Source organism: Sphingomonas hominis, from assembly GCF_013328205.1.
GTDB classification, from domain to species: domain Bacteria; phylum Pseudomonadota; class Alphaproteobacteria; order Sphingomonadales; family Sphingomonadaceae; genus Sphingomonas; species Sphingomonas hominis.
Genome location: NZ_JABULH010000002.1, coordinates 610,323 through 629,615 on the forward strand (window position 1 = coordinate 610,323; position 19,293 = coordinate 629,615).

The 19,293-nt window shown below is 68.0% G+C and carries 18 protein-coding genes and 1 pseudogene; 14 read left to right on the forward strand and 5 right to left on the reverse strand.

What is annotated here, in order from left to right:
• Positions 1-24: 24 nt before the first annotated feature.
• Together HRV97_RS08005 and HRV97_RS08010 are read right to left on the reverse strand one after the other, a co-directional pair.
• The gene (locus tag HRV97_RS08005; RefSeq protein ID WP_174193668.1) at positions 25-2,379 is read right to left on the reverse strand and encodes an EAL domain-containing protein; all 2,355 of its coding nucleotides are present in this window, start codon (positions 2,377-2,379) and stop codon (positions 25-27) included.
• A gap of 80 nt (positions 2,380-2,459) precedes the next feature.
• Positions 2,460-4,199: a fatty acyl-AMP ligase gene (locus HRV97_RS08010; RefSeq protein WP_174193670.1), complete on the reverse strand. Its 1,740-nt coding sequence runs from the start codon at positions 4,197-4,199 to the stop codon at positions 2,460-2,462.
• A gap of 243 nt (positions 4,200-4,442) precedes the next feature.
• Between HRV97_RS08010 and HRV97_RS08015 the strand changes: the two genes are divergently transcribed.
• The 4 genes and pseudogenes from HRV97_RS08015 to HRV97_RS17845 form a co-directional block, all read left to right on the forward strand.
• Positions 4,443-4,925, forward strand: coding sequence for a regulatory protein RecX (locus tag HRV97_RS08015; protein WP_343044464.1), 483 nt, complete (start codon positions 4,443-4,445; stop codon positions 4,923-4,925).
• Positions 4,926-5,019: 94 nt separating this feature from the next.
• Positions 5,020-5,616 carry a cold-shock protein gene (locus tag HRV97_RS08020; RefSeq protein WP_223176658.1) on the forward strand — a complete coding sequence of 199 codons (597 nt, stop codon included), beginning with the start codon at positions 5,020-5,022 and terminating at the stop codon, positions 5,614-5,616.
• 11 nt (positions 5,617-5,627) lie between these two features.
• Positions 5,628-6,023 (forward strand): NADH:ubiquinone oxidoreductase subunit NDUFA12, encoded by a 396-nt coding sequence (locus HRV97_RS08025; protein ID WP_174193677.1) that lies wholly within the window; start codon positions 5,628-5,630, stop codon positions 6,021-6,023.
• Positions 6,024-6,250: 227 nt separating this feature from the next.
• Positions 6,251-6,484 (forward strand): annotated as a pseudogene (locus tag HRV97_RS17845) (DUF2155 domain-containing protein); the annotation flags it as partial.
• A gap of 35 nt (positions 6,485-6,519) precedes the next feature.
• Here HRV97_RS17845 and aat read toward each other — a convergent pair.
• From aat to HRV97_RS08045, 3 genes are all read right to left on the reverse strand, one after another.
• Positions 6,520-7,230 carry a leucyl/phenylalanyl-tRNA--protein transferase gene (aat, locus tag HRV97_RS17385; RefSeq protein WP_174193680.1) on the reverse strand — a complete coding sequence of 237 codons (711 nt, stop codon included), beginning with the start codon at positions 7,228-7,230 and terminating at the stop codon, positions 6,520-6,522.
• Complete coding sequence (locus HRV97_RS08040; RefSeq protein WP_174193682.1) at positions 7,230-7,937, reverse strand: ParA family protein; 708 nt, start codon at positions 7,935-7,937, stop codon at positions 7,230-7,232. Before HRV97_RS08040 ends, aat begins: the two co-directional genes overlap by 1 nt.
• A gap of 72 nt (positions 7,938-8,009) precedes the next feature.
• Complete coding sequence (locus tag HRV97_RS08045; protein ID WP_174193683.1) at positions 8,010-8,396, reverse strand: hypothetical protein; 387 nt, start codon at positions 8,394-8,396, stop codon at positions 8,010-8,012.
• Between the two features lie 165 nt (positions 8,397-8,561).
• Here HRV97_RS08045 and HRV97_RS08050 point away from each other — a divergent pair, with 165 nt between their 5' ends.
• The 10 genes from HRV97_RS08050 to murD all read left to right on the forward strand — a co-directional run bounded on the left by HRV97_RS08050 (position 8,562) and on the right by murD (position 19,265).
• Positions 8,562-9,539 (forward strand): cysteine synthase A, encoded by a 978-nt coding sequence (locus HRV97_RS08050; protein ID WP_174193814.1) that lies wholly within the window; start codon positions 8,562-8,564, stop codon positions 9,537-9,539.
• A gap of 64 nt (positions 9,540-9,603) precedes the next feature.
• Positions 9,604-9,888: a hypothetical protein gene (locus tag HRV97_RS08055; protein ID WP_174193684.1), complete on the forward strand. Its 285-nt coding sequence runs from the start codon at positions 9,604-9,606 to the stop codon at positions 9,886-9,888.
• Positions 9,889-10,223: 335 nt separating this feature from the next.
• The gene (locus HRV97_RS08060; RefSeq protein WP_174193685.1) at positions 10,224-10,724 is read left to right on the forward strand and encodes a division/cell wall cluster transcriptional repressor MraZ; all 501 of its coding nucleotides are present in this window, start codon (positions 10,224-10,226) and stop codon (positions 10,722-10,724) included.
• A complete protein-coding gene (gene rsmH / locus HRV97_RS08065; RefSeq protein WP_174193686.1) occupies positions 10,721-11,659 on the forward strand; it encodes a 16S rRNA (cytosine(1402)-N(4))-methyltransferase RsmH in 939 nt (312 codons plus the stop codon). Before HRV97_RS08060 ends, rsmH begins: the two co-directional genes overlap by 4 nt.
• Positions 11,660-11,663: 4 nt before the next feature.
• A complete protein-coding gene (locus tag HRV97_RS08070) occupies positions 11,664-12,356 on the forward strand; it encodes a hypothetical protein (RefSeq protein WP_343044462.1) in 693 nt (230 codons plus the stop codon).
• Positions 12,353-14,068 carry a penicillin-binding transpeptidase domain-containing protein gene (locus HRV97_RS08075; protein ID WP_174193688.1) on the forward strand — a complete coding sequence of 572 codons (1,716 nt, stop codon included), beginning with the start codon at positions 12,353-12,355 and terminating at the stop codon, positions 14,066-14,068. Before HRV97_RS08070 ends, HRV97_RS08075 begins: the two co-directional genes overlap by 4 nt.
• Before the next feature lie 51 nt (positions 14,069-14,119).
• Positions 14,120-15,547 (forward strand): UDP-N-acetylmuramoyl-L-alanyl-D-glutamate--2,6-diaminopimelate ligase, encoded by a 1,428-nt coding sequence (locus HRV97_RS08080; RefSeq protein WP_174193689.1) that lies wholly within the window; start codon positions 14,120-14,122, stop codon positions 15,545-15,547.
• Positions 15,544-16,926: a UDP-N-acetylmuramoyl-tripeptide--D-alanyl-D-alanine ligase gene (locus HRV97_RS08085; protein WP_174193691.1), complete on the forward strand. Its 1,383-nt coding sequence runs from the start codon at positions 15,544-15,546 to the stop codon at positions 16,924-16,926. Before HRV97_RS08080 ends, HRV97_RS08085 begins: the two co-directional genes overlap by 4 nt.
• Complete coding sequence (gene mraY, locus HRV97_RS08090) at positions 16,927-17,997, forward strand: phospho-N-acetylmuramoyl-pentapeptide-transferase (protein ID WP_174193693.1); 1,071 nt, start codon at positions 16,927-16,929, stop codon at positions 17,995-17,997. It begins immediately after the preceding gene.
• Entirely contained in the window at positions 17,994-19,265 is a 1,272-nt protein-coding gene (murD, locus tag HRV97_RS08095; protein WP_174193695.1) for a UDP-N-acetylmuramoyl-L-alanine--D-glutamate ligase, read from the forward strand. The genes mraY and murD overlap by 4 nt, the downstream gene beginning before the upstream one ends.
• Positions 19,266-19,293: the final 28 nt, after the last annotated feature.

The window sequence follows — 19,293 nt, forward strand, 5'->3', positions numbered from 1 at the left end:
CGCTTCGTCAACCACCGATCGTCGTCACGCCGCGCGCGCGTTGGTCGAGCCGCGACGGATCACCTCGCGCGCCTCGGCAACGGGTAGCGGACGGCCGAAATAATAGCCCTGGATGTTCGAGCAGCCGAGCTCGCGTACCATCGCAAGCTCGGCCTCGGTCTCGACGCCCTCGGCGGTGGTCGCCATGCCGAGGCTGCGTGCCAGCGCCACGACTGCGCGGATGATTGCCAGCGGCTCCGGAACACCCTTGGCGGCGGAAACGACGAAGCTGCGGTCGATCTTGATCGACGAGAAGCGCGTGCGGCTGAGATAACCGAGCGAGGAATAACCCGTGCCGAAGTCGTCGAGACTGAGGCGTACGCCCAGGTCGAGCACCTGTTCGAGCACGCGCGTCGCCCCGGTGCCTTCGCGCATGAACACACCCTCGGTCACCTCCAGCTCGAGGCGGTGCGCGGGCAAGCGGCTCTGCACGAGCGCCGACGCGATTACCGTGACGAAATGAGGATTGGTGAGCTGCTCCGGCGACACATTCACTGCGACCCGCAGGTCACCCGGCCAGCGCGCCGCTTCCTCGCACGCGGTGCGCGCGACCCATTCGCCGATCGGCGAGATCAGCCGCGTTTCCTCGGCAATCGCGATGAACCGGTCGGGTCCGATCGATCCGAGCCGCGGGTGATTCCAGCGCAACAGCGCCTCGAACCCGCGCAGCGTGCCGGAGGCGGCTTCGACCACCGGCTGATAGTGTAACGCGAGCTGCCTGCGCTCGAGCGCCTGGCGCAGCTCCAGTTCGAGCACACGGCGTTCTTCGGCATCGGCGTGAAGCTGCGGCTCATAGGCGTGGAAGACGCCGCCGCCGCGATCCTTCGAGCGGTACAAGGCGAGATCGGCGGAGCGGATCAGCGTTTCCGCGGTGCGCCCGTCGCGCGGGCTGGTGGCGACACCGACCGATGCGCCGATGAACAACGTGTGCTGGTCAACCTCGTACGGGCGCGACAGCGTGTCGATGATGGTGCGTGCGAGCCGTTCGACGCGCTGCGGGTCGGACGCGTCGCGCACCACGACCGCGAACTCATCGCCGCCCAATCGACCGATCAGTTCGTTGTCGCTCATCAACTGGCTTAACCGTTCGGACACGCGGCCCAGCAGGCGGTCGCCGATCGGGTGGCCGAGCGTATCGTTGACCGCCTTGAAGCGATCGAGGTCGATCATCATGAAGCCGGCACGCGAGCGCCAGCGCTCGGCATCGTCGAGCGCGCGCGACAGCGTCTCGTTGACGTGCAAGCGGTTGGGCAAGCCGGTCAGCGTGTCGAACCGCGCCATGCGATAGATCCGGTCGGCGGAGGCGCGCTGCTCGGTCACGTCGGAGCCGACGCCGCGAAAACCCAGGAACGTACCATCGGCGTCGTAGCGCGGGCTGGCGGCGATCTCCCACCAGCGCTCCTCGCCGTCGATGATGATCGGCAGCGCGAGATCGCGGAAACTCCCGCGCTGCTTCAGCTTCTCCGCCAACTGCCGCAGACCGGCTGAAAAGTTGCCAGCTTCCCAGGTCGGACCGGCGAGCACCTGGAGGAACGGCATGCCGTTCATCGCATCGGGCGACAGGCGGCAGGCGTGCGCGAAGCGCGGGCTGGCGCGCACGATCCGACGGGCGGCATCGACTTCCCACAGCCAGTCGGCCCGCGAGTCTTCGAACTCACGCAGCAGCAGGCTGACCGTCTCGTCGCGCTCGCTCAGCGTCAGCTCCGACATGTGCAATGCAGCGAAGTTCCGCGCACGGATCGCGGACGCGTAGATCAGTAAACCAGCGAACATCGTGGTCGCAGCCGCCGCGACATAAGCGTGTGAGAAGATCAGCGGGATCGCCACCGCAACCGCGAGCACGCCGATGAAGGCGAGCGTCGCGAGCATCAACGGTGACAGTGCGAGCGCCGCGGCGATCATCAGCACCGACAGCACCATCCACAATCCCAGCTCGGTCGGCGGCGCGGTGTAGCGCGCGAACAAGAGCGGAGCTGCGCCCCATGTCGCGGCGAGCGCGAGTCCATCGAACAAGGTGGTGCGAACGGTGTCGAGCGTGGCGGAGTTGCCGGAACGATCGGGCGTTCGCAGGCGCCGAAATGCGACAGCTACCGCTGCTGCAGCAAGCAATGCCGCCCAGACCAGAAGCTGCCACAAGGCAACGACGGGCGAGAGCATCATGACGACCAGCGCGGCGCCGATCAGATTAGCCGCCAGCAGGAACAAAGCGAGTTCACGGCCGGCCAGCAGTTGCGCGGCGCGGATACGGCCCCAGGTCTGCACGTCCTCGCCCTCGCGCAAGCCGAGCAGGGTGGCGACCGAGATAGGCGGCAGCGAGGAAGGGATCGGCGGCGTCGTCACCCTTTGGGACTAGGCCGCCGCAGGTTGATTAATGGTTTAACCGACGTCCGATTGTTCGAAAGCTGCGGCGCACGGTTGGGTCAAGCGGCGATATCGTACGGCTTGATCTCTCCGGCGAGATAAAGATTGCGCGCCTTCGCGCGGCTGAGCTTGCCCGAGCTGGTGCGGGGCAGGGTGCGCGGCGGGATCAGCTCCACGACGCAGTTCATGCCGGTGACCGAGCGAACCCGGTCGCGGATCTCGTCGCGCAAGCGCGTGCGCTCGCCATCGTCCGAGCTGCGGCATTGCACCAGCACCGCGGGCGTTTCCTCGCCGCCAGGCGTGGTGATTGCAAAGGCGGCGATGTCGCCCGCCTTGAAACCGGGAAGCTGTTCCACCGCCCATTCAATATCTTGCGGCCAATGGTTGCGACCATTGATGATGATCATGTCCTTGGCGCGGCCGACGATGTAGATGTAGTCGTTCGACAAATACGCCATGTCGCCGGTGTCGAGCCAGCCGTCGACCAGGCAAGCGTCGGTCGCATCCTGATCGCGGAAATAGCCGACCATCACCGACGGGCCGCGACACCACAATTTGCCGATCGCGCCGTCGGGCAGCGGGGTGCCGTCCTCCTCGCGTACCACGACCTCCATGTCGCGCACCGGCTTGCCGCAATTGACGATCGCGCGGTAGCGTTGCGGGCGGTCCTCGCCGTGGCTCATGCCCGACAGCTCGGTTTCCTCGACCAGCTCGACGCGAATGCCCTCGCCCGGCGGCATCAGCGACACCGCCAGCGTCGCCTCGGCCAGGCCGTAGCTCGGCAAAAACGCGCTGGCCTTGAACCCGGCGCTGGCGAATGCGTCGACGAACGCCTGCATCACGTCCGGCCGGATCATGTCGGCACCGTTCCCCGCCACGCGCCAGCGCGACAGGTCGAAGCGGTCGGACGCCTTGGTCTGGCTCGAAATGCGGCGCGCGCAGATATCGTAGCCGAAGGTCGGCGAGTAGGAGAGGGTGGTGCCTGCGTTGCGGCTGACGAGGTCGAGCCACGACAGCGGACGACGCGCGAAATCCTCGGTCTTCAGGTAATCGGTCGATACCTGGTTCGCCATCGGGGACAGGAAGCAGCCGACCAGTCCCATGTCGTGGTACCACGGCAGCCACGACACGCAGCGGTCGTCCGCCGCGATCTGCATGCCGTGCGCGTGCGCGGCGAGATTGCTCAGCAACGCGCGATGCGTGATCGCGACGCCGTGCGGGAAGCGCGTCGAACCGCTCGAATATTGCAGGTAGCAGATGTCGTCCGCGCTCGCCGTCGGCAGCGTGACCGGTTCGGCCGGCCGCGCGAGCAGTTCGCTCCAGTCGACGCCCGTCACGCCTTGCGCGTCCGCCGCCGCCCCTGCCATCTGGTCGAGTTCGGTCGGGAAGATCAGCATGCGCGGGTCGCAGCTCGATAGCTGATTGCGCAACTGGTCGATGTACGAGTCGCGCCCGCCGAACGAGGTCGGCAGCGGCAGCGGCACCGGCCACGCACCCGCCAGCACGGTGCCGAAGAACAACTGCGCGAACTCGGCACTCGTCTCGGCCACCAAGGCGACGCGGTCGCCGGGCACGATCCCGGCGGCGATCAAGCGATAAGCGGCGGCGCGCGCATCGTCGCGCAACTGCGCGTACGAATAGACGCGGACCAGTGTCGCGCGCGCGTCGTGGAAGTTCAGCCCGCGCGCGCCGCTCGCCGCATAGTCCAATGCTTCGCCCAACGTGCCGAAATCGGAGAACCGGCGCGGCAGCGCATCGGCAGTCGGCGTCGGCTGGAGCGGGGCGAGGTCACTGGTCATTCACGTTGGTCCTGTCGCGGCGCCTTCGCGCACGTGCATGGATCATGAGCGGGGTTCATGAGCGGGCGGCTAAACCCGAACGTTCAAAATCCTTCTTTACTGTGGCACAATCAAGGCGTGGACGGTTCATCGAACAACAGGCGATCATCGCGTGCGCGAACGGGTGATGACGACACGCGCGACGATCGATCGCGCCGGGCGGGCGGCGCACGCGAACGCCGCACCGTTCCGCCTTTGACCGCCGTGTCGCTCGAAGGATTGGCGCTCCGGTACGTTGAACGGTTCGCGACGACGCGCGGCAAGTTGAGCGATTATCTGCGGCGCAAGATCCGCGAGCGTGGCTGGGAAGGCGAGGCGGCGGACGTTACCGCGCTCGCCGAACGGTTCGCAGAGCGAGGCTATGTCGACGATCGGGCGTACGCCGAGATGAAGACCGCCTCGCTCGCGCGTCGCGGGTTCGGCGAACGCCGCATTTCGGCCGCGCTGCACGCTGCGCGGGTCGAGGCGAACGATGCGGCCGAGGCGGTGGAGCAGGTACGCGACGGCGCGTTCGAGCAGGCCATGGCGTTCGCGCGGCGCAAGCGGATCGGACCGTTTGCGCGCCATCCGGTCGACGACGATCAACGGCGCAAGCAACTCGCCGCGATGCTGCGCGCGGGACATTCGTTCACGCTGGCGAACAAAATTGTACGATCATGTGCCGATCCCGACGGGAACGACGATTGACGCGAGCGTTAATAGGCTGAATCATTGTGCGGCGCATGATCGTCGCTGTGCATGCGAAGGGGAGTTCGAACAAACGGTGCCGGAAGGAACGCCCTTGGCCGATGGCAGGGACGAGCACGCACGTGTCCTCGGCGACGCGGGCGAGGCTTTGACCGTTTCCGGTACGTTGAAATGGTTCGACGCGACGCGTGGCTTCGGGTTCCTGGTCGCGGACGACGAGCGGATCGGTGACGTGCTGATCCACTTCAGCGTGTTGCAGCAACATGGGCGTCGCACATTACCTGAGGGCACGCGGATGGACGTGTCCGCCATCCAGCGCGCGCGCGGTTATCAGGCGACGGCTGTGCACGAGATCGACGTGGCCGCTGCGGCAAGCGTGGTGCGCGACCGCGATCGCGACCGGATCGATCCGGAGCATGCGGTGGACGATGCCGGCGACTGGCAGGGCGTAGTCGTAAAATGGTTCAACCGGCTGAAGGGCTACGGCTTTCTCGTCCGTGACGATGCGCCTGGCGACATCTTCGTGCACATGGAAACGCTGCGCCGTGCCGGCGTCGCCGAGGTCGAGCCCGACCAGCCGTTGCTCGCGCGGATCGTCGACGGGCGCAAGGGGCCGCTCGCGGTGGCGGTCGCGGTGCCGGACGGGGGTGAGGTGGTTTACCCCGTTGAAGCGGGCGCGCGCGACGGGTAAGCGGGCCAGCGATGGGCATCAATCTCAATCCGTTCACCTGGTGGAACGGCGCAACGATCGGCACGATGATCTACGGCCTGCGCGGCAAGCGTCAGGTCGGCGAGGACGCGCTGGGCAACACCTATTGGGAAGGTGGCACCACGCCGCAGGGAACCACGCGGCGCTGGGTGATCTACCAGGGTGCGAACGATACCAGCCGGGTGCCACCCGATTGGTTCAGCTGGCTGCACCATCAGATCGCCGACGTGCCCGACCAGTCGCTGCCCGCGCCGCGCCAGTGGCAGAAGCCTGCCGTGCCCAACATGACCGGCACCGCGCTGGCCTATCGCCCTTCGGGCGCGCTCGAGAAGGGCGGTAATCGTGCCTCTGCCACCGGCGATTACGAGGCGTGGAGCCCCGACGCGTGAGGCGCGCGGCCGCGGTCGGCGGCCTGGCGGTGCTTGCGGCGGGTGGCGGCGCGGTGTGGTACGGCATCGACCACAGCCTGATCGGCGCGCCGGTCGTCGCGCGCGCGACGGTGAGTCGCCCCGTGCCTAACGCATCGCGGCGTTCGGCACCTGAGGAGGTCGCGAACGGCGCTTCCGACGTGGTCGAGACGGTGAAGGATGCAGCGGTCGACGCGGGCACCACGCCGATGAACCAGCGCGTTGCGGTGCTCGGCCTGCTCAACAAGCGGAACGGCGTCAGCCGCGACCTGACGCTCAAGCCGGGACAAGCGGTGCGCGTCGGCGACGTCGTGGTGCGAATGTCGGCGTGCGAGCAGACCGCGCCGTGGGAGCAGCAGACGCTGACCGGCGCGTTCGTGCAATTGGACGTGCAGAATGTCGAGCGGCGCTGGCAGCGCGTCTTCTCGGGCTGGCTCTACAAGGAGCGGCCGCAGCTCAACGTCGTGCTGCACCCGATCTACGACGTGTGGACCAAAAGTTGCGCGATGAGCTTCCCTGGCACCGAGCCTGTCGCCGCGCCGTTGCCCGCCGCCAAGCGGTCGAGCGCGCCGAAATCGGCTCGGTCGTCGCTGCCCAACGAAGCCGATGACACGCCGAGCGCGGCGGTCAACAACGCCTTATAAGCGCTGCGGCTGATCTCCACCGCGCCAAGCGAGGCGAGGTGATCGGTCATGAACTGGCAGTCGAGCAAGGCATAGCCGCCGGCGCGCAGACGCGCGACCAGCGCGGCGATCGCGACCTTGGATGCGTTGGTGGCGCGGCTCACCATGCTCTCGCCGAAAAAGGCGCGGCCGATCGATAGGCCGTACAGGCCGCCGACCAGTTCGTCGCCCAGCCAGCATTCCACCGAGTGTGCATGTCCCATCGCGTGCAATTGGCCGAACGCGTGTTCGATCGACTCGTTGATCCACGTCTCGGGTCTGTCGGCGGCACTTTCGGCGCATAAGCGCAGGATCTGCTCGAACGCGCGATCGCTGGTGACGCGGAAGCGATCGGCGACCAGAACCTTGCGCAACGAGCGCGACAGGTGGAAGCGGTCGAGCGGCAGGATCGCGCGGCGGCGTGGTTCGACCCAGTAGACGCTGTCCGCATCGCGGCTGTCCGCCATCGGGAACACGCCCACCGAATAGGCACCAAGCAGTAGGGCGGGATCGAGCCGCTGCACCATCACGCGAGCCGTTTCTCGATTCTGGTCCACAATTCGGCAAAGGCGATCGCCGCAACCGAGCGTGGGGCGATCGCGCCCAGGCAGCGCCGGCTGGTGGCGGCGCTCTCGACCGCGCTCGCCATTGGAATGATCGGCCAGTCGGGATGGCGTGCCAGCGCGTCGGCGTGGAGTGCGCGTCGGCGATCGACCATGACGTGGACCGGCAGCGTGCGCGTGCGCCCGCCCAGGTGCCGGTCGACCTCGACCCAGGCGCGCTCGGACAAGGCCGAGGGAACGACGGGCACGACGATCAGGTCGGCGGCGCGCGCAACTTGATCCGCGGTTTCGGTCAGCCCGGGCGGGCAGTCGAGCAGCACGCGGTCGTGATCGCCCAATTCGTCCAGCAGTCGTTCGAGCCGACGCTTCTTGGCCAAAGTGCGGAACAGGTGATTGAGATCGCGCAACGACGCGTCGGCGGGCAGCAGGTCGAGCCGCTCGACCGGCGTGACGCGGATCAGCCGCGCGGGCGGCACGTGGCGCGCGAACACGGCATGCGCGCGCTCACCACCGCCATCCTCGCCGAGCATCCAGCTCGATGCGGCCTGCGGATCGAGGTCCCATAGCAAGGTGCGCCGCGACGACAGGGTCGCGGCGCACCAGGCCAGGTTGACGGCGAGCGTCGATTTGCCGACGCCGCCTTTCAGGCTGTAGATCGCAATCGTCGCCATGGCAGCGTCAGGCTAAGCTGCTCGCTCCGCCATGACAACGGCCACAATGGTCCCGATTTGACGGAACCCTGCTTAGGCGTGGCAGGCGAGCGCGCCCTTGCCGGGCTGGGTCAACGCGACCGCAGTGGTGTTGCCGGTCATCGACCAACCGCCCTCGGCGGTCAGCGGCTTGCCGGCCTCGGCGCTCTTCAGCACGGTCGGCGTTCCATCCTTGGCGGTGCGCACCACCGCCTGCTTGTCGCCCTGGAAGAAGGTGACGTAGACGAGGCTGCCGTCCTTGCAGCGCATCGTCTTGTCGGCCTTGATCGCGGGCGGCAGCTCGACCGGTGCGGCCTTGGCGAGGTTGGCAGCCATAGGATCGGGGTTCATGTCGACCACTTCGGGGCTCGACTGCGAATTGCATGCCGCGAGCGCTAACAGAGCGGTGGCGGCGAGCGGGGGGAGGAGGCGGGTTACCATAACGCGGCGGCGCTTCGCGCATGCGCAAAAGCGCGTCAAGTCTCTGCTGCGATGCGACACGATGAGACGTACGGCGGCAAGGTTCGCGGTCGCCCCGGCAATGCTTTGGCGCCGCAAAGCCGCGCTTGCTTGCGGGCGGCGGGGTGGACCCCCTATGTCGTCGCGATGGAAACTATCCCCGGCACGCTCGCGCTCATCGGCAACACCCCGCTCGTCCGTCTGGCAGGTCCGAGCGCGGCGACCGGTTGCGACATCTTCGGTAAGTGCGAGTTCGCCAATCCGGGCGCCAGCGTGAAGGATCGTGCCGCGCTGTCGATCGTCGAGGATGCGGAGGAACGCGGGTTGCTGGCACCCGGCGGCACCATCGTCGAGGGCACAGCGGGCAATACCGGGATCGGCCTCGCGCTGGTCGCCAATGCCAAGGGCTATCGCACGATCATCGTCATGCCCGACACCCAGTCGAAGGAGAAGATGGACACGCTGCGCGCGCTTGGCGCGGAATTGGTGACGGTGCCGGCCGCGCCTTATTCGTCGCCGTGCCATTTCGTGCACACGTCACGCCGGATCGCCGAGGAAACGCCGGGCGCGGTGTGGGCCAACCAGTTCGACAATATCGCTAATCGTCGCGCGCACGTCACCGGCACCGCCGAGGAGATCTGGGCGCAGATGGACGGGCGCGTCGACGGCTTCACCTGCGCCGCGGGCACCGGCGGCACGATCGCGGGTGTCGGGCTCGGCCTCAAGGCGAAGGACGAGCGCGTGTGCATCGCGCTCAGCGATCCGCACGGCGCGGCGCTCTACGAATATTACGCGCACGGCGAACTGCGCTCGGAAGGGTCGTCGGTCGCCGAAGGGATCGGGCAGGGGCGGATCACCGCCAACCTCGAAGGCGCGCCGATCGACACGCAGTTTCGCATCTCCGATCAGGAAGGCTATGATTGGGTCGATCGCTTGTTGCGCGAGGAAGGATTGTGCCTCGGCCTATCGTCAGGAATCAATGTAGCGGGCGCGGTTCGGCTCGCGCGGCATCTTGGGCCGGGGAAGCGCGTCGCCACGATCCTGTGCGATACCGGCTTTCGCTATCTGTCTACCTTGCACGATCCCACCTGGCGCGCCGCCAAGGGCTTGCACCGTACGGCGTGAGCCGAGCGGGGGGCGTTGGCAGGTTCGACATGATGGCGACGATCCGTTATACCCGTGCGACAGGATGAAGCAGCAACCCAATCCTCGCGACGTGGCGGAGCAGGCGCGCCAGCGTATCCGGGTCGGCATGATCGGTCTCGCCGCGGTCGTGCTGCTGATTGGGCTGGCGAGTGCGATCTTCTCCACCGTGACGCGCGATCGACCAGTGGCCGACGCTGCGTCGCGCGGTGCCGTCGTGGCGCAAGCGGGCGCACCCGCGGCAGCGCCGTCCGCGGGCAACGAGCCCTTGGCCGAACTGGGGGTCACGCCCAGCATCGGCAACAGCGATGCGGGCTCAACCGGGAAGTAGGCGGTCGTTGTTAGAGTGGGTGTGTAATGCCGACGCGACGCGGAAATAGTCTGATATTCTGACCTTTTTTCCTAGCGATCAACATGCGTTAGCGGAGCGGATAAGAACAAATAAGGAACATAAACTCGCCTGTTGCAGGCACATCACGCTAATCCAATACCTTGCGCGATTTCCCCGAATTTCCCCGGAAATCCCTTCCGATCCCACCGCAACTTTGCTACGCCTCCTGTGACATTGGGGGCAGCACCAACGTTGTTTGCAGACAGGCTTGAGCGCGGGGCGATGATGGTCGTTCCGCGGGCAACCCGGTCATGTACCCCGAGTGCGAGGTGGGTGTGGCCGAACGGGTGGATTATCAGGGAAAGGGGCTTGGTCTTGTCGACGACAAGGGCCGGGTCGCGATTCCCAACACCCTTCGCGCAGCGCTAGCCAAGAACAGCCCGCGCGACGACGGCAAGGACGGCGGCACCGTTATCATCGCCGCGCACCCGGCCTACCGCTGCCTGATCGCCTACGACCCGAACTTCGTGCCGATCCACAAGGCCGAACTGAAGGCGCGCGAAGCGGCGGACGAGGCCAAGGAAGGCCGCACCGACTGGAACATCCTCGACCGTGCCGGCGCGGCCGAGCCGCTGCCGTTCGATGGGTCGGGCCGTTTCATCATGCCCGCGTTCGAGCGCCGCTACGCGCGGATCGGCGGCGCGGCGGTGTTCCTGGGATCGTTTAACTGGATTACGATCTGGGCGCCCGCGCTGCTACTGGAAGCGACGGACGTCGACCCGTTCATCCGCGAGTTCGTGGAGTTCACCTGCGAGGAAAAGGGGATCGCGCTGTGACCCAATCCCCGCATGTTCCCGTGCTGCTGGGCGAAGTGATCGCCGCGCTCGCGCCCGCACCCGGCGAGCGTCACGTCGACGCGACCTTTGGTGCCGGCGGCTATACCCGCGCGCTGCTGGCGGCGGGTGCGGAGGTGATCGCATTCGATCGCGATCCCGCAGCGATTGCTGCCGGTCGCGCGCTGGAGGCGGCCGAGCCGCGCCTCACTTTGGTAGCGGGCGATTTCTCCACAATGGAGCAAGCGCTGACGGAACTCGGCAAGTTGCCGGTCGATGGCGTCACGATGGACATCGGCGTATCATCGATGCAGCTTGATCAGGCGGAGCGCGGCTTCTCGTTCCAGTCCGACGGTCCGCTCGACATGCGGATGAGCCAAGACGGACCGAGCGCGGCCGATTTCCTCAACACCGCCGACGAGGGGGAGATCGCCGACGTGCTCTACCGCTACGGCGACGAGCCCAAGTCGCGACGCGTCGCACGCTTCGTGGTGGCGGCGCGGCCGCTAACCACGACGGCGCAGTTCGCCAGCGTCGTGCGTCGCGCGCTCGGGCATCGTCCGCACGAGAAGAAGGATCCTGCGACGCGCGCGTTCCAGGCGGTGCGCATCCACGTCAACCGCGAGCTCGACGAACTGGCGGACGGGCTGTCCGCGGCCGAGCGCGTGCTGGCACCGGGCGGACGCTTGGCGGTGGTCAGTTTCCACAGCCTGGAGGATCGCATGGTGAAGCGCTTCCTGCGCGAGCGCGGCGGTGCCGCGCCGGCGGGGTCGCGCCACCTGCCGATGGCCGCGGCGGCAGCGCCGGCGGCGTTCGAGAATCTGTCCCGCGCGATCCGCGCGGGTGAGGCGGAGCTGGCGGCGAACCCGCGCGCGCGCTCCGCGACCCTTCGTGCCGCTCGGCGTAGCGCGGCATCTGTTCCTGTGTTGGAGGCGTAACGTGGTGGCATTGTACCGCTTGAAAGGGCTCGGGTGGCTGTCGAGCTGCGCGCTGGTCGCGATCGGCTTCTACCTCGTTTCCTCGCAGGTCGCCGCCGAGCGAAAGCGGTTGCAGATGATCGACGTCAAGATCGCGAGCGCGGAGCGCGATATTCGTGCGCTAGAGACCGAGTTCGACGTCCGCTCCAACCTGGCGCAGCTCGAGCGTTGGAACGGCAACACGCTGGCGCTGACCGTGCCCACCACGCGGCAGTTCGTGCGCGATCAGGTCGCGCTCGCCGGATTGTCGCCGCGCGACATGATGCCGCTGCACCCAGGCAGTGAAGGCGCGGTTCAGACTGCGTCGCTGATCGTACCGTCCTCGCCGATGACGGTCGCGCCGCCCGCCGCCACGCCGGGCGCCGCGCCGACGATCGTCAAGGCGGTGATCACCAAGCCCGTGGCCGCACCGCGCTACGATGCGGTGAAGGTCGCGCACGTCGTGCCCGCAGGCCCTGCCGTCATCGCGCGTCCCGCGCCGGCGATCGCCACCGCGCGCGTGCTGATCCGCCAGGCGATCGCCAAGGCGGGCGAGCGTCCGCGCAGCCCCGACCGCAACGTCCGCTCGGTCGCGATGATCGACAATTCGCTGTTGAGCGCGGGCACGCTCGGCGATCTCGCCAGCGGCGCACGCGCGGAACGGAACCGCTTGCGGTGACCACGCTGGTCGCACGTCCGATCCGCCCCACCAAGAACGTCGATCAACGCCACGCCTTGGTCGCGACGCAGCACATGCGCCTGATGGTGCTGATGCTGTTGTTCGCGGCCGGGGTGTTCGCGGTCATTGTCCGCCTCGCGCTGCTCGGCATCCTGTCGAGCGGCGACGAGCATCTGTCCAACCGGCTGACCGCGCCGCGCGGCGACATCGTCGACCGCAACGGGCAGCAGCTCGCGCGCACGATCGACGCGTGGACGATCGCGGTTCACCCGCGCAAGCTGATCGGCGACCCGAGCGAGATCGCGCAGCGCCTGGCCGACCTGATGCCCGATCGCGGCAACCAGGCGTGGTTCTACGCGCAGCTCACCAAATCATCGAGCTTCGCCTATCTCAATCGCCGCGCGAGCCCGGCGCTGGTCGAGGCGGTGAATGCGATCGGCGAACCCGGCATCGTGTTCGAGCGTGAGACGCAGCGGCTGTACCCGCAGAGCTCTCTCGCCGCGCACGTGCTGGGCTTCATCAGCAACGGCACCGGCATGAGCGGGATCGAGCGCGCGCTGAACGATCGGCTCACCAACCCTGCGACGCAGAACCAGCCGGTCGCGCTGTCGATCGACACGCGCGCGCAGGCAGCGATGGAGAGCGAACTCGGTCGCGCGATGACGACCTTCTCCGCGCGCGGCGGCGGCGGCATCGTGCTCGACGTGGCGACCGGCGAGGTGATCGCGATGGTGTCGCTGCCGACGTTCAACCCCAACCGGGTCGGACGCGCCGGGCTCGACCAGTTGCGCAACGTGACGACGCAGAGCGTGTACGAGCTCGGTTCGACCTTCAAGCCGATCACCATGGCGACCGCGATCGACAACGGCGTCGTCACCTCGATGCAGCGCCGCTTCGACGCGACGCACCCATTGCAGGTCGGCCGCTTCACAATTCACGACGAGCGCGGCGATCCGAAGCGCTGGCTCAACATGGCGGAAACGCTAATATATTCCTCCAACGTCGCCACCGCGCGCGTGGCGGACGAGGTCGGGCCGGCGCGGATGCAGGCGATGTTCAAGAAGCTTGGTTTCGACACGCCGCCCGATATCGAGTTGCGCGAGAAGGGCCGCCCGCTGCTGCCGAGCTATTGGGCGCGCACCACGACGATGACGACCGCCTATGGTCACGGCATCGCGGTGACGCCGCTGCACCTCGCCAGCGCTTATGCCGCACTCGTCAACGGCGGCACGTGGCGGCCGGCGACGCTGCTGAAGGTCGCGCCCGGCCATCAGGTCGCGGGGCGCCGCGTCATCAGCGAGCAGACCAGCGCGCGGATGCGGCAGATGCTGCGGTTGATCGTGATGCGCGGCACCGGGCGCAAGGGCGATGCGCCGGGCTACCGCGTCGGCGGCAAGACCGGCACCGCCGAGGCCGCGGTCGCAGGCGGATACGACCGGTCGCGCAACGTGGCGACCTTTGCCGCCGCCTTCCCGATGGATGCGCCGCGCTACGTCGTGGTCGCGATGCTCGACTCGCCGCTCGGCACCAAGGAAACCTATGGCTGGAAGACCGCGGCGTGGAACGCGGCACCCGTGGTTGGGCGCACGATCTCGCGGATCGGCGCGATGCTGGGCGTGACGCCCGACGACACGCGCGACGTTGACGTGTCGGACATTCTGCCGACATTGTGGCAGGACCCCTCGCGCGCGCCGACGAGTGGCGGGCAGTGAAGGCGGGAGCCGCGGGTTGTACGGAGTTGAACGATTGAAGGGGCAGGGCGAATGAAATTGTCGGCCCTGACCGATACGGCCGGCGCGGCAGGTGACGCAACCGTCACCGGTTTCGCGATCGACCATCGCAAAGTCGCGCCCGGTACGATCTTCGGCGCGTTCGAGGGCGCGCGCGTGAACGGCGAGGACTTCATCCCCGCCGCCATCGAGGCTGGCGCGATCGCGGTCGTCGCGCGGCCCGAGGCGCGGGTCGAGGGCGCGCTCCACATCGCCGACCATTCACCGCGCGAGTATTTCGCGAAGCTCGCCGCGCGTTTCTTCGCGCCGTTTCCGCCGGTGACGGTCGCGGTGACCGGCACCAACGGCAAGACTTCGTGCGTCGAGATGACGCGGCAATTGTGGCGCATGGCAGGGCATCACGCCGCCTCGGTCGGGACGCTGGGCGTCACCACCGCGGACGAGCGCGTCCTGACGGGGCTGACCACGCCCGACGTGGTCACCTTCTTGTCGAACGTCGCCGGGCTGGCGCGCGAGGGCGTGACGCACCTGTCGTTCGAGGCGTCGAGCCACGGGCTCAGCCAGTATCGCACCGAGGGACTGCGTGTGGCCGCGGCGGCATTCAGCAATCTCAGCCGCGACCATCTCGATTACCACGGCGACATGGCAGCCTATTTCACCGCCAAGCTGCGGCTGTTCTCCGAAGTGCTCGCCGACGATGGCACCGCGGTCGTTTGGGCCGACGATCCGCAGTCCGAGCGCGTGATCGACCTCGCGCGCGAGCGCGGCAACCGGGTGATGACGGTAGGCGAGCACGGCGACGACCTGCGCCTCGTTGCACGCACGCCGACCTTGCTCGGGCAAGGGCTGGTGATCGCCACTGCCGACGGAACCGAGCACCGCGTCAACCTGCCGCTGATCGGCGGATATCAGGCGGCGAATGCGCTGCTGTCGGCGGCGCTGGTCATCGCGACGGGCGGCGACGCGGCGGCGACGCTTGGCGGGCTCGCGCGGTTGCAGCCGGTGCGCGGCCGGTTGGAGCGCGCGGCGATCGCCACGTCCGGCGCACCGATCTACGTCGATTACGCGCACACCCCCGACGCGCTCGAGGCGGCCATTGCGGCGCTGCGCCCGCACGTCACCGGGCGGCTGATCCTCGTCTTCGGCGCCGGCGGCGACCGCGATCAGGGTAAGCGCGCGCCGATGGGCAAGGTCGCGGCCGCGCAAGCCGATGTGGTGATCGTCACCGACGACAATCCGCGCGGCGAGGATGCGGCGGCAATCCGCCGTGACGTGCTGGAGGGTGTGCCGGACGCCACCGAGATCGGCGATCGTCGCGCCGCGATCGCGCACGCGGTGGAGCTCGCGCGGCCTGAGGACATCGTGCTGGTCGCGGGCAAGGGGCACGAGCAGGGACAAATCGTCGGTGACATGGTGCTGCCGTTCGACGATGTGGCGGTCGCGCGCGAGGTGGCCGCGTGAGCCTGTGGACCGCCGCCGAGATAGCCGCCGCGACGGACGGCCGCGCCAGCGCCGACTTTGCGGTTGAGGGCGTCGCGTTCGATTCGCGTGAGGTGGGGCCAAATGACCTGTTCGTCGCCCTGACCGGCGAGACGACCGACGGTCATCGCTTCCTCGATGGCGCGTTCGCGCAGGGCGCGGCAGGTGCGCTCGTCTCGCGTGCGGGGAAGCATCCTTCGGTCGAGGTGTCGGACACCTTCACGGCGCTCGAAGACCTCGGCCGCGCCGCGCGCGCGCGCACGTCGGCCAAGGTGATCGGCGTCACCGGCTCGGTCGGCAAGACCTCGACCAAGGAGGCGTTGTTCGCCGCGCTTGATCGCTCGCCGTCGGTCAGCGCGCACCGCTCGGTCAAGAGCTACAACAATCACACCGGCGTGCCCTTGAGCCTCGCGCGGATGCCGCGCGAAAGCGATTATGCGGTGCTCGAGATGGGGATGAACCATCCGGGCGAACTCGCGCATCTGACGACGCTGGTGCGCCCGCACGTCGCGCTCGTCACCGCGATCGCACCCGCGCATACCGAATTCTTCCCGCACGAGGCCGCGATCGCCGACGCGAAAGGCGAGATATTTGGCGGGTTGGAGCCGGGCGGGGTCGCGATCGTGCCGTATGACAGCCCGCACCGCGACCGCCTGATCGCCGCAGCCGAACCTCATGCGTCGCGGATCGTCACCTTCGGGCTCGACCGCGCCGCGGACGTCCACGCGCTGGAGATGGCGCGCGCGAGCCACGGCGGCACCTTTGTTACCGCACGCGTCGGCGCGCACGAACTGAGCCTGACCGTGTCGCAGCCGGGCGCACACTGGGTCTCGAACGCGTTAGCGGTGCTGGCCGCGGTCGACGCGGTCGGCGGCGACCTGGCGCTAGCCGGGCTGGCGCTGGCGGAACTCGGCGGGCTCGCCGGGCGCGGCGCGCGGATCGAGATCGCGGCGGGCGACGGCACCGCGCTGCTGATCGACGAGAGCTACAACGCCAACCCCGCCTCCGTTGCGGCGACACTGGCGGTGCTGGGCGATCAGCCGGGGCGTCACGTAGCGGTGCTGGGCGAGATGCGCGAGCTTGGCGACAAGGGCGCCGACTATCACGCCGGGCTCGCCCCCGCGGTGCTCGCCGCGCGCGTCGAAGCGGCCGTGCTGGTCGGCGAAGCGATGAGCGCGCTGGCGCAAGCGCTTGAGGGACAGGTCGATTTCGTCCATGTGCCCGACGCCGCAACGGCACTGGAACAAGCGCGACGCCTGATCGCGCCCGGTGACGCGGTGCTCGTGAAAGGATCGAACGGGGTCGGACTGTCGCGCGTCGTCGCGGGGCTCGTCGGCCCCATGCCCGGCGGGAAGAGTTAAGTGCTGTACTGGATTGCCGAGCAGCTGGGGTTCCCGGGCGCGCTCAACCTCATTCGCTATCTCTCGTTTCGTGCCGGTGCCGCCGTCGCAACCGCGCTGCTGATCGGGCTGGTCATTGGACCCAAGTTCATCGGCTGGCTGCGCGTGCGCCAGGGCAAGGGTCAGCCGATCCGCGCCGACGGCCCGCAGACCCACCTGGCCAAGCGAGGCACCCCGACGATGGGCGGGCTGATGATCCTGACCAGCATGTCGCTGTCGGTGCTGCTGTGGATGGATTTCCGCAACCCGTTCGTTTGGGCATGCGCGTTCGTGACCTTGGGCTTCGGCGCGATCGGTTTCCTCGACGATTACGACAAGGTGCGAAAGGCGAGCACTGCCGGCGTGCCCGGTCGTGTGCGGCTGTTGCTGGAGTTCGCCATTGCCGGCGTCGCAGCGTGGATCATCATGCAGGAGAATGGCGCCGCGCTCTACCTGCCGTTCACCAACCGCTACTACGTTGAACTGGGTTACTTCTACCCGCTATTCGCCGCCTTCGTGATCGTGTCGTTCGGCAATGCGGTGAACCTGACCGATGGACTGGACGGGCTGGCGACGATGCCGGTCATCATCGCCTCGGTCGCGTTCATGGTGATCGTGTATCTGGCGGGCAACGTGAAGTTCGCCGACTATCTCGGCATCCCGCACGTGCCGCGCGCGGGCGACCTCGCGATCTTCTGCGGCGCGGTGGTGGGGGCGGGGCTCGCGTTCCTGTGGTACAATGCGCCGCCCGCCGCCGTCTTCATGGGCGATACCGGCAGTCTTGCACTCGGCGGCGCGCTAGGCACGATGGCGGTGGTCGCGCACCACGAGATCGTACTCGGCATCATCGGCGGGCTGTTTGTGGTCGAGGCGCTGAGCGTCATCATCCAGGTGCTGGTGTACAAGCGCACCGGCAAGCGCGTGTTCCGTATGGCGCCGATCCACCATCATTTCGAGCAGCTCGGCTGGAGCGAGCCAACGGTCGTGATCCGGTTTTGGATCATTAGCCTCGTGCTGGCGCTCGCCGGTCTGTCGACGCTGAAGCTCAGATGATCACGGCACGCGCCTGGGCGGGGAAGCGCTACGCGGTGCTCGGGCTTGCGCGGTCGGGGGCGGCAACGGTGCGTGCGCTGTTGGCGGCGGGTGCCGAGGTGGTGGCGTGGGATGGTGACGCGACGAAGCGCGAAGGCTTCGACGGAGCGCGGATCGCCGACTTGGATACGGTCGACCTTTCTAGCTTCGACGCGCTCGTGGTCTCGCCCGGCATACCGCTCAACACGCACCCGCTCGCGGCCAAGGCGCGCATGGCGCGGGTGCCGATCATCGGCGACATCGAACTTTTCGCGCAGGCGCGGCCTGAGTTGCCGCGGCACAAGGTCGTCGGCATCACCGGCACCAACGGCAAGTCGACCACCACCGCGCTCATCCGTCACATCTGCGAGACGGGCGGGCTGCCGGTGCTAATGGGCGGCAACATTGGGCTGCCAATCCTGGCGCAGGAGTCGTTGCGCGAGGGGGGCGTCTACGTGCTGGAGCTGTCGAGCTACCAGATTGACCTGACGCAAACGCTCAATTGCGAAGTCGCGGTGCTGCTGAACGTCACGCCCGACCACCTCGACCGCTATGACGGGTTCGAGGCCTACGCCACGTCGAAGGCGCGATTGTTCGCGATGCAGTCGGCACGGCAGGTCGCCGTCGTTGGCACCGGCGAGGAGGCATCGGCGCGCATCGCCGCAACGCTGGGCAAGCGTGCGATCCGCATCGGCGACAACGGCCTCGACCAGTCCGGCTGGCCTGCACTCCAAGGCCCGCACAATGCGCAGAACGCTGCCGCCGCGATCGCCACCGCGCGGGCGCTCGGCATCGCGGAGGACGCGATCGAGCAGGCGCTCGCCAGCTTCACCGGCCTGCCGCACCGCATGGAGCGCGTCGCCACGCTCGGCGGCGTGACCTGGTACGATGACAGCAAGGCGACCAATCCGGAGAGCACCGCGCCGGCGCTCGCCGCTTTCCCGCGCGTCCACTGGATCGTCGGGGGGCGCGCGAAGGGCGACGATCTCGACGCCTGCCTGCCGCATCTTAGCCACGTGGCGCGCGCTTACACGATCGGTGAGGCGGGGCCGCGCTTCGCCGACGTCCTGCGCCTGCACGTGCCGGTTGCCGAGGTCGAGACGCTGGAGCGTGCGGTGAAGCTTGCCGCACAGGAGGCAGTGCGCGGCGAGGTGGTGCTGTTGTCGCCCGCCGCGGCCTCGTTCGACCAGTTCCGCGATTACGAACATCGCGGCCGCGCCTTCCGCGAAGCGGTCGAGGCGCTGGCATGAGCGTGGCGCAGATCAGTGTGTATGGCGT

Excerpts from the sequence above, each read along its gene's own strand:
- HRV97_RS08080 (WP_174193689.1), top strand. The coding sequence starts at position 14,120 with ATGAAATTGTCGGCCCTGACCGATACGGCCGGCGCGGCAGGTGACGCA.
- HRV97_RS08050 (WP_174193814.1), top strand. The coding sequence starts at position 8,562 with ATGGAAACTATCCCCGGCACGCTCGCGCTCATCGGCAACACCCCGCTC.
- HRV97_RS08025 (WP_174193677.1), top strand. The coding sequence starts at position 5,628 with ATGGGCATCAATCTCAATCCGTTCACCTGGTGGAACGGCGCAACGATC.
- HRV97_RS08010 (WP_174193670.1), bottom strand. The coding sequence starts at position 4,199 with ATGACCAGTGACCTCGCCCCGCTCCAGCCGACGCCGACTGCCGATGCG.
- aat (WP_174193680.1), bottom strand. The coding sequence starts at position 7,230 with ATGGTGCAGCGGCTCGATCCCGCCCTACTGCTTGGTGCCTATTCGGTG.
- HRV97_RS08040 (WP_174193682.1), bottom strand. The coding sequence starts at position 7,937 with ATGGCGACGATTGCGATCTACAGCCTGAAAGGCGGCGTCGGCAAATCG.
- HRV97_RS08055 (WP_174193684.1), top strand. The coding sequence starts at position 9,604 with ATGAAGCAGCAACCCAATCCTCGCGACGTGGCGGAGCAGGCGCGCCAG.
- HRV97_RS08045 (WP_174193683.1), bottom strand. The coding sequence starts at position 8,396 with ATGGTAACCCGCCTCCTCCCCCCGCTCGCCGCCACCGCTCTGTTAGCG.
- murD (WP_174193695.1), top strand. The coding sequence starts at position 17,994 with ATGATCACGGCACGCGCCTGGGCGGGGAAGCGCTACGCGGTGCTCGGG.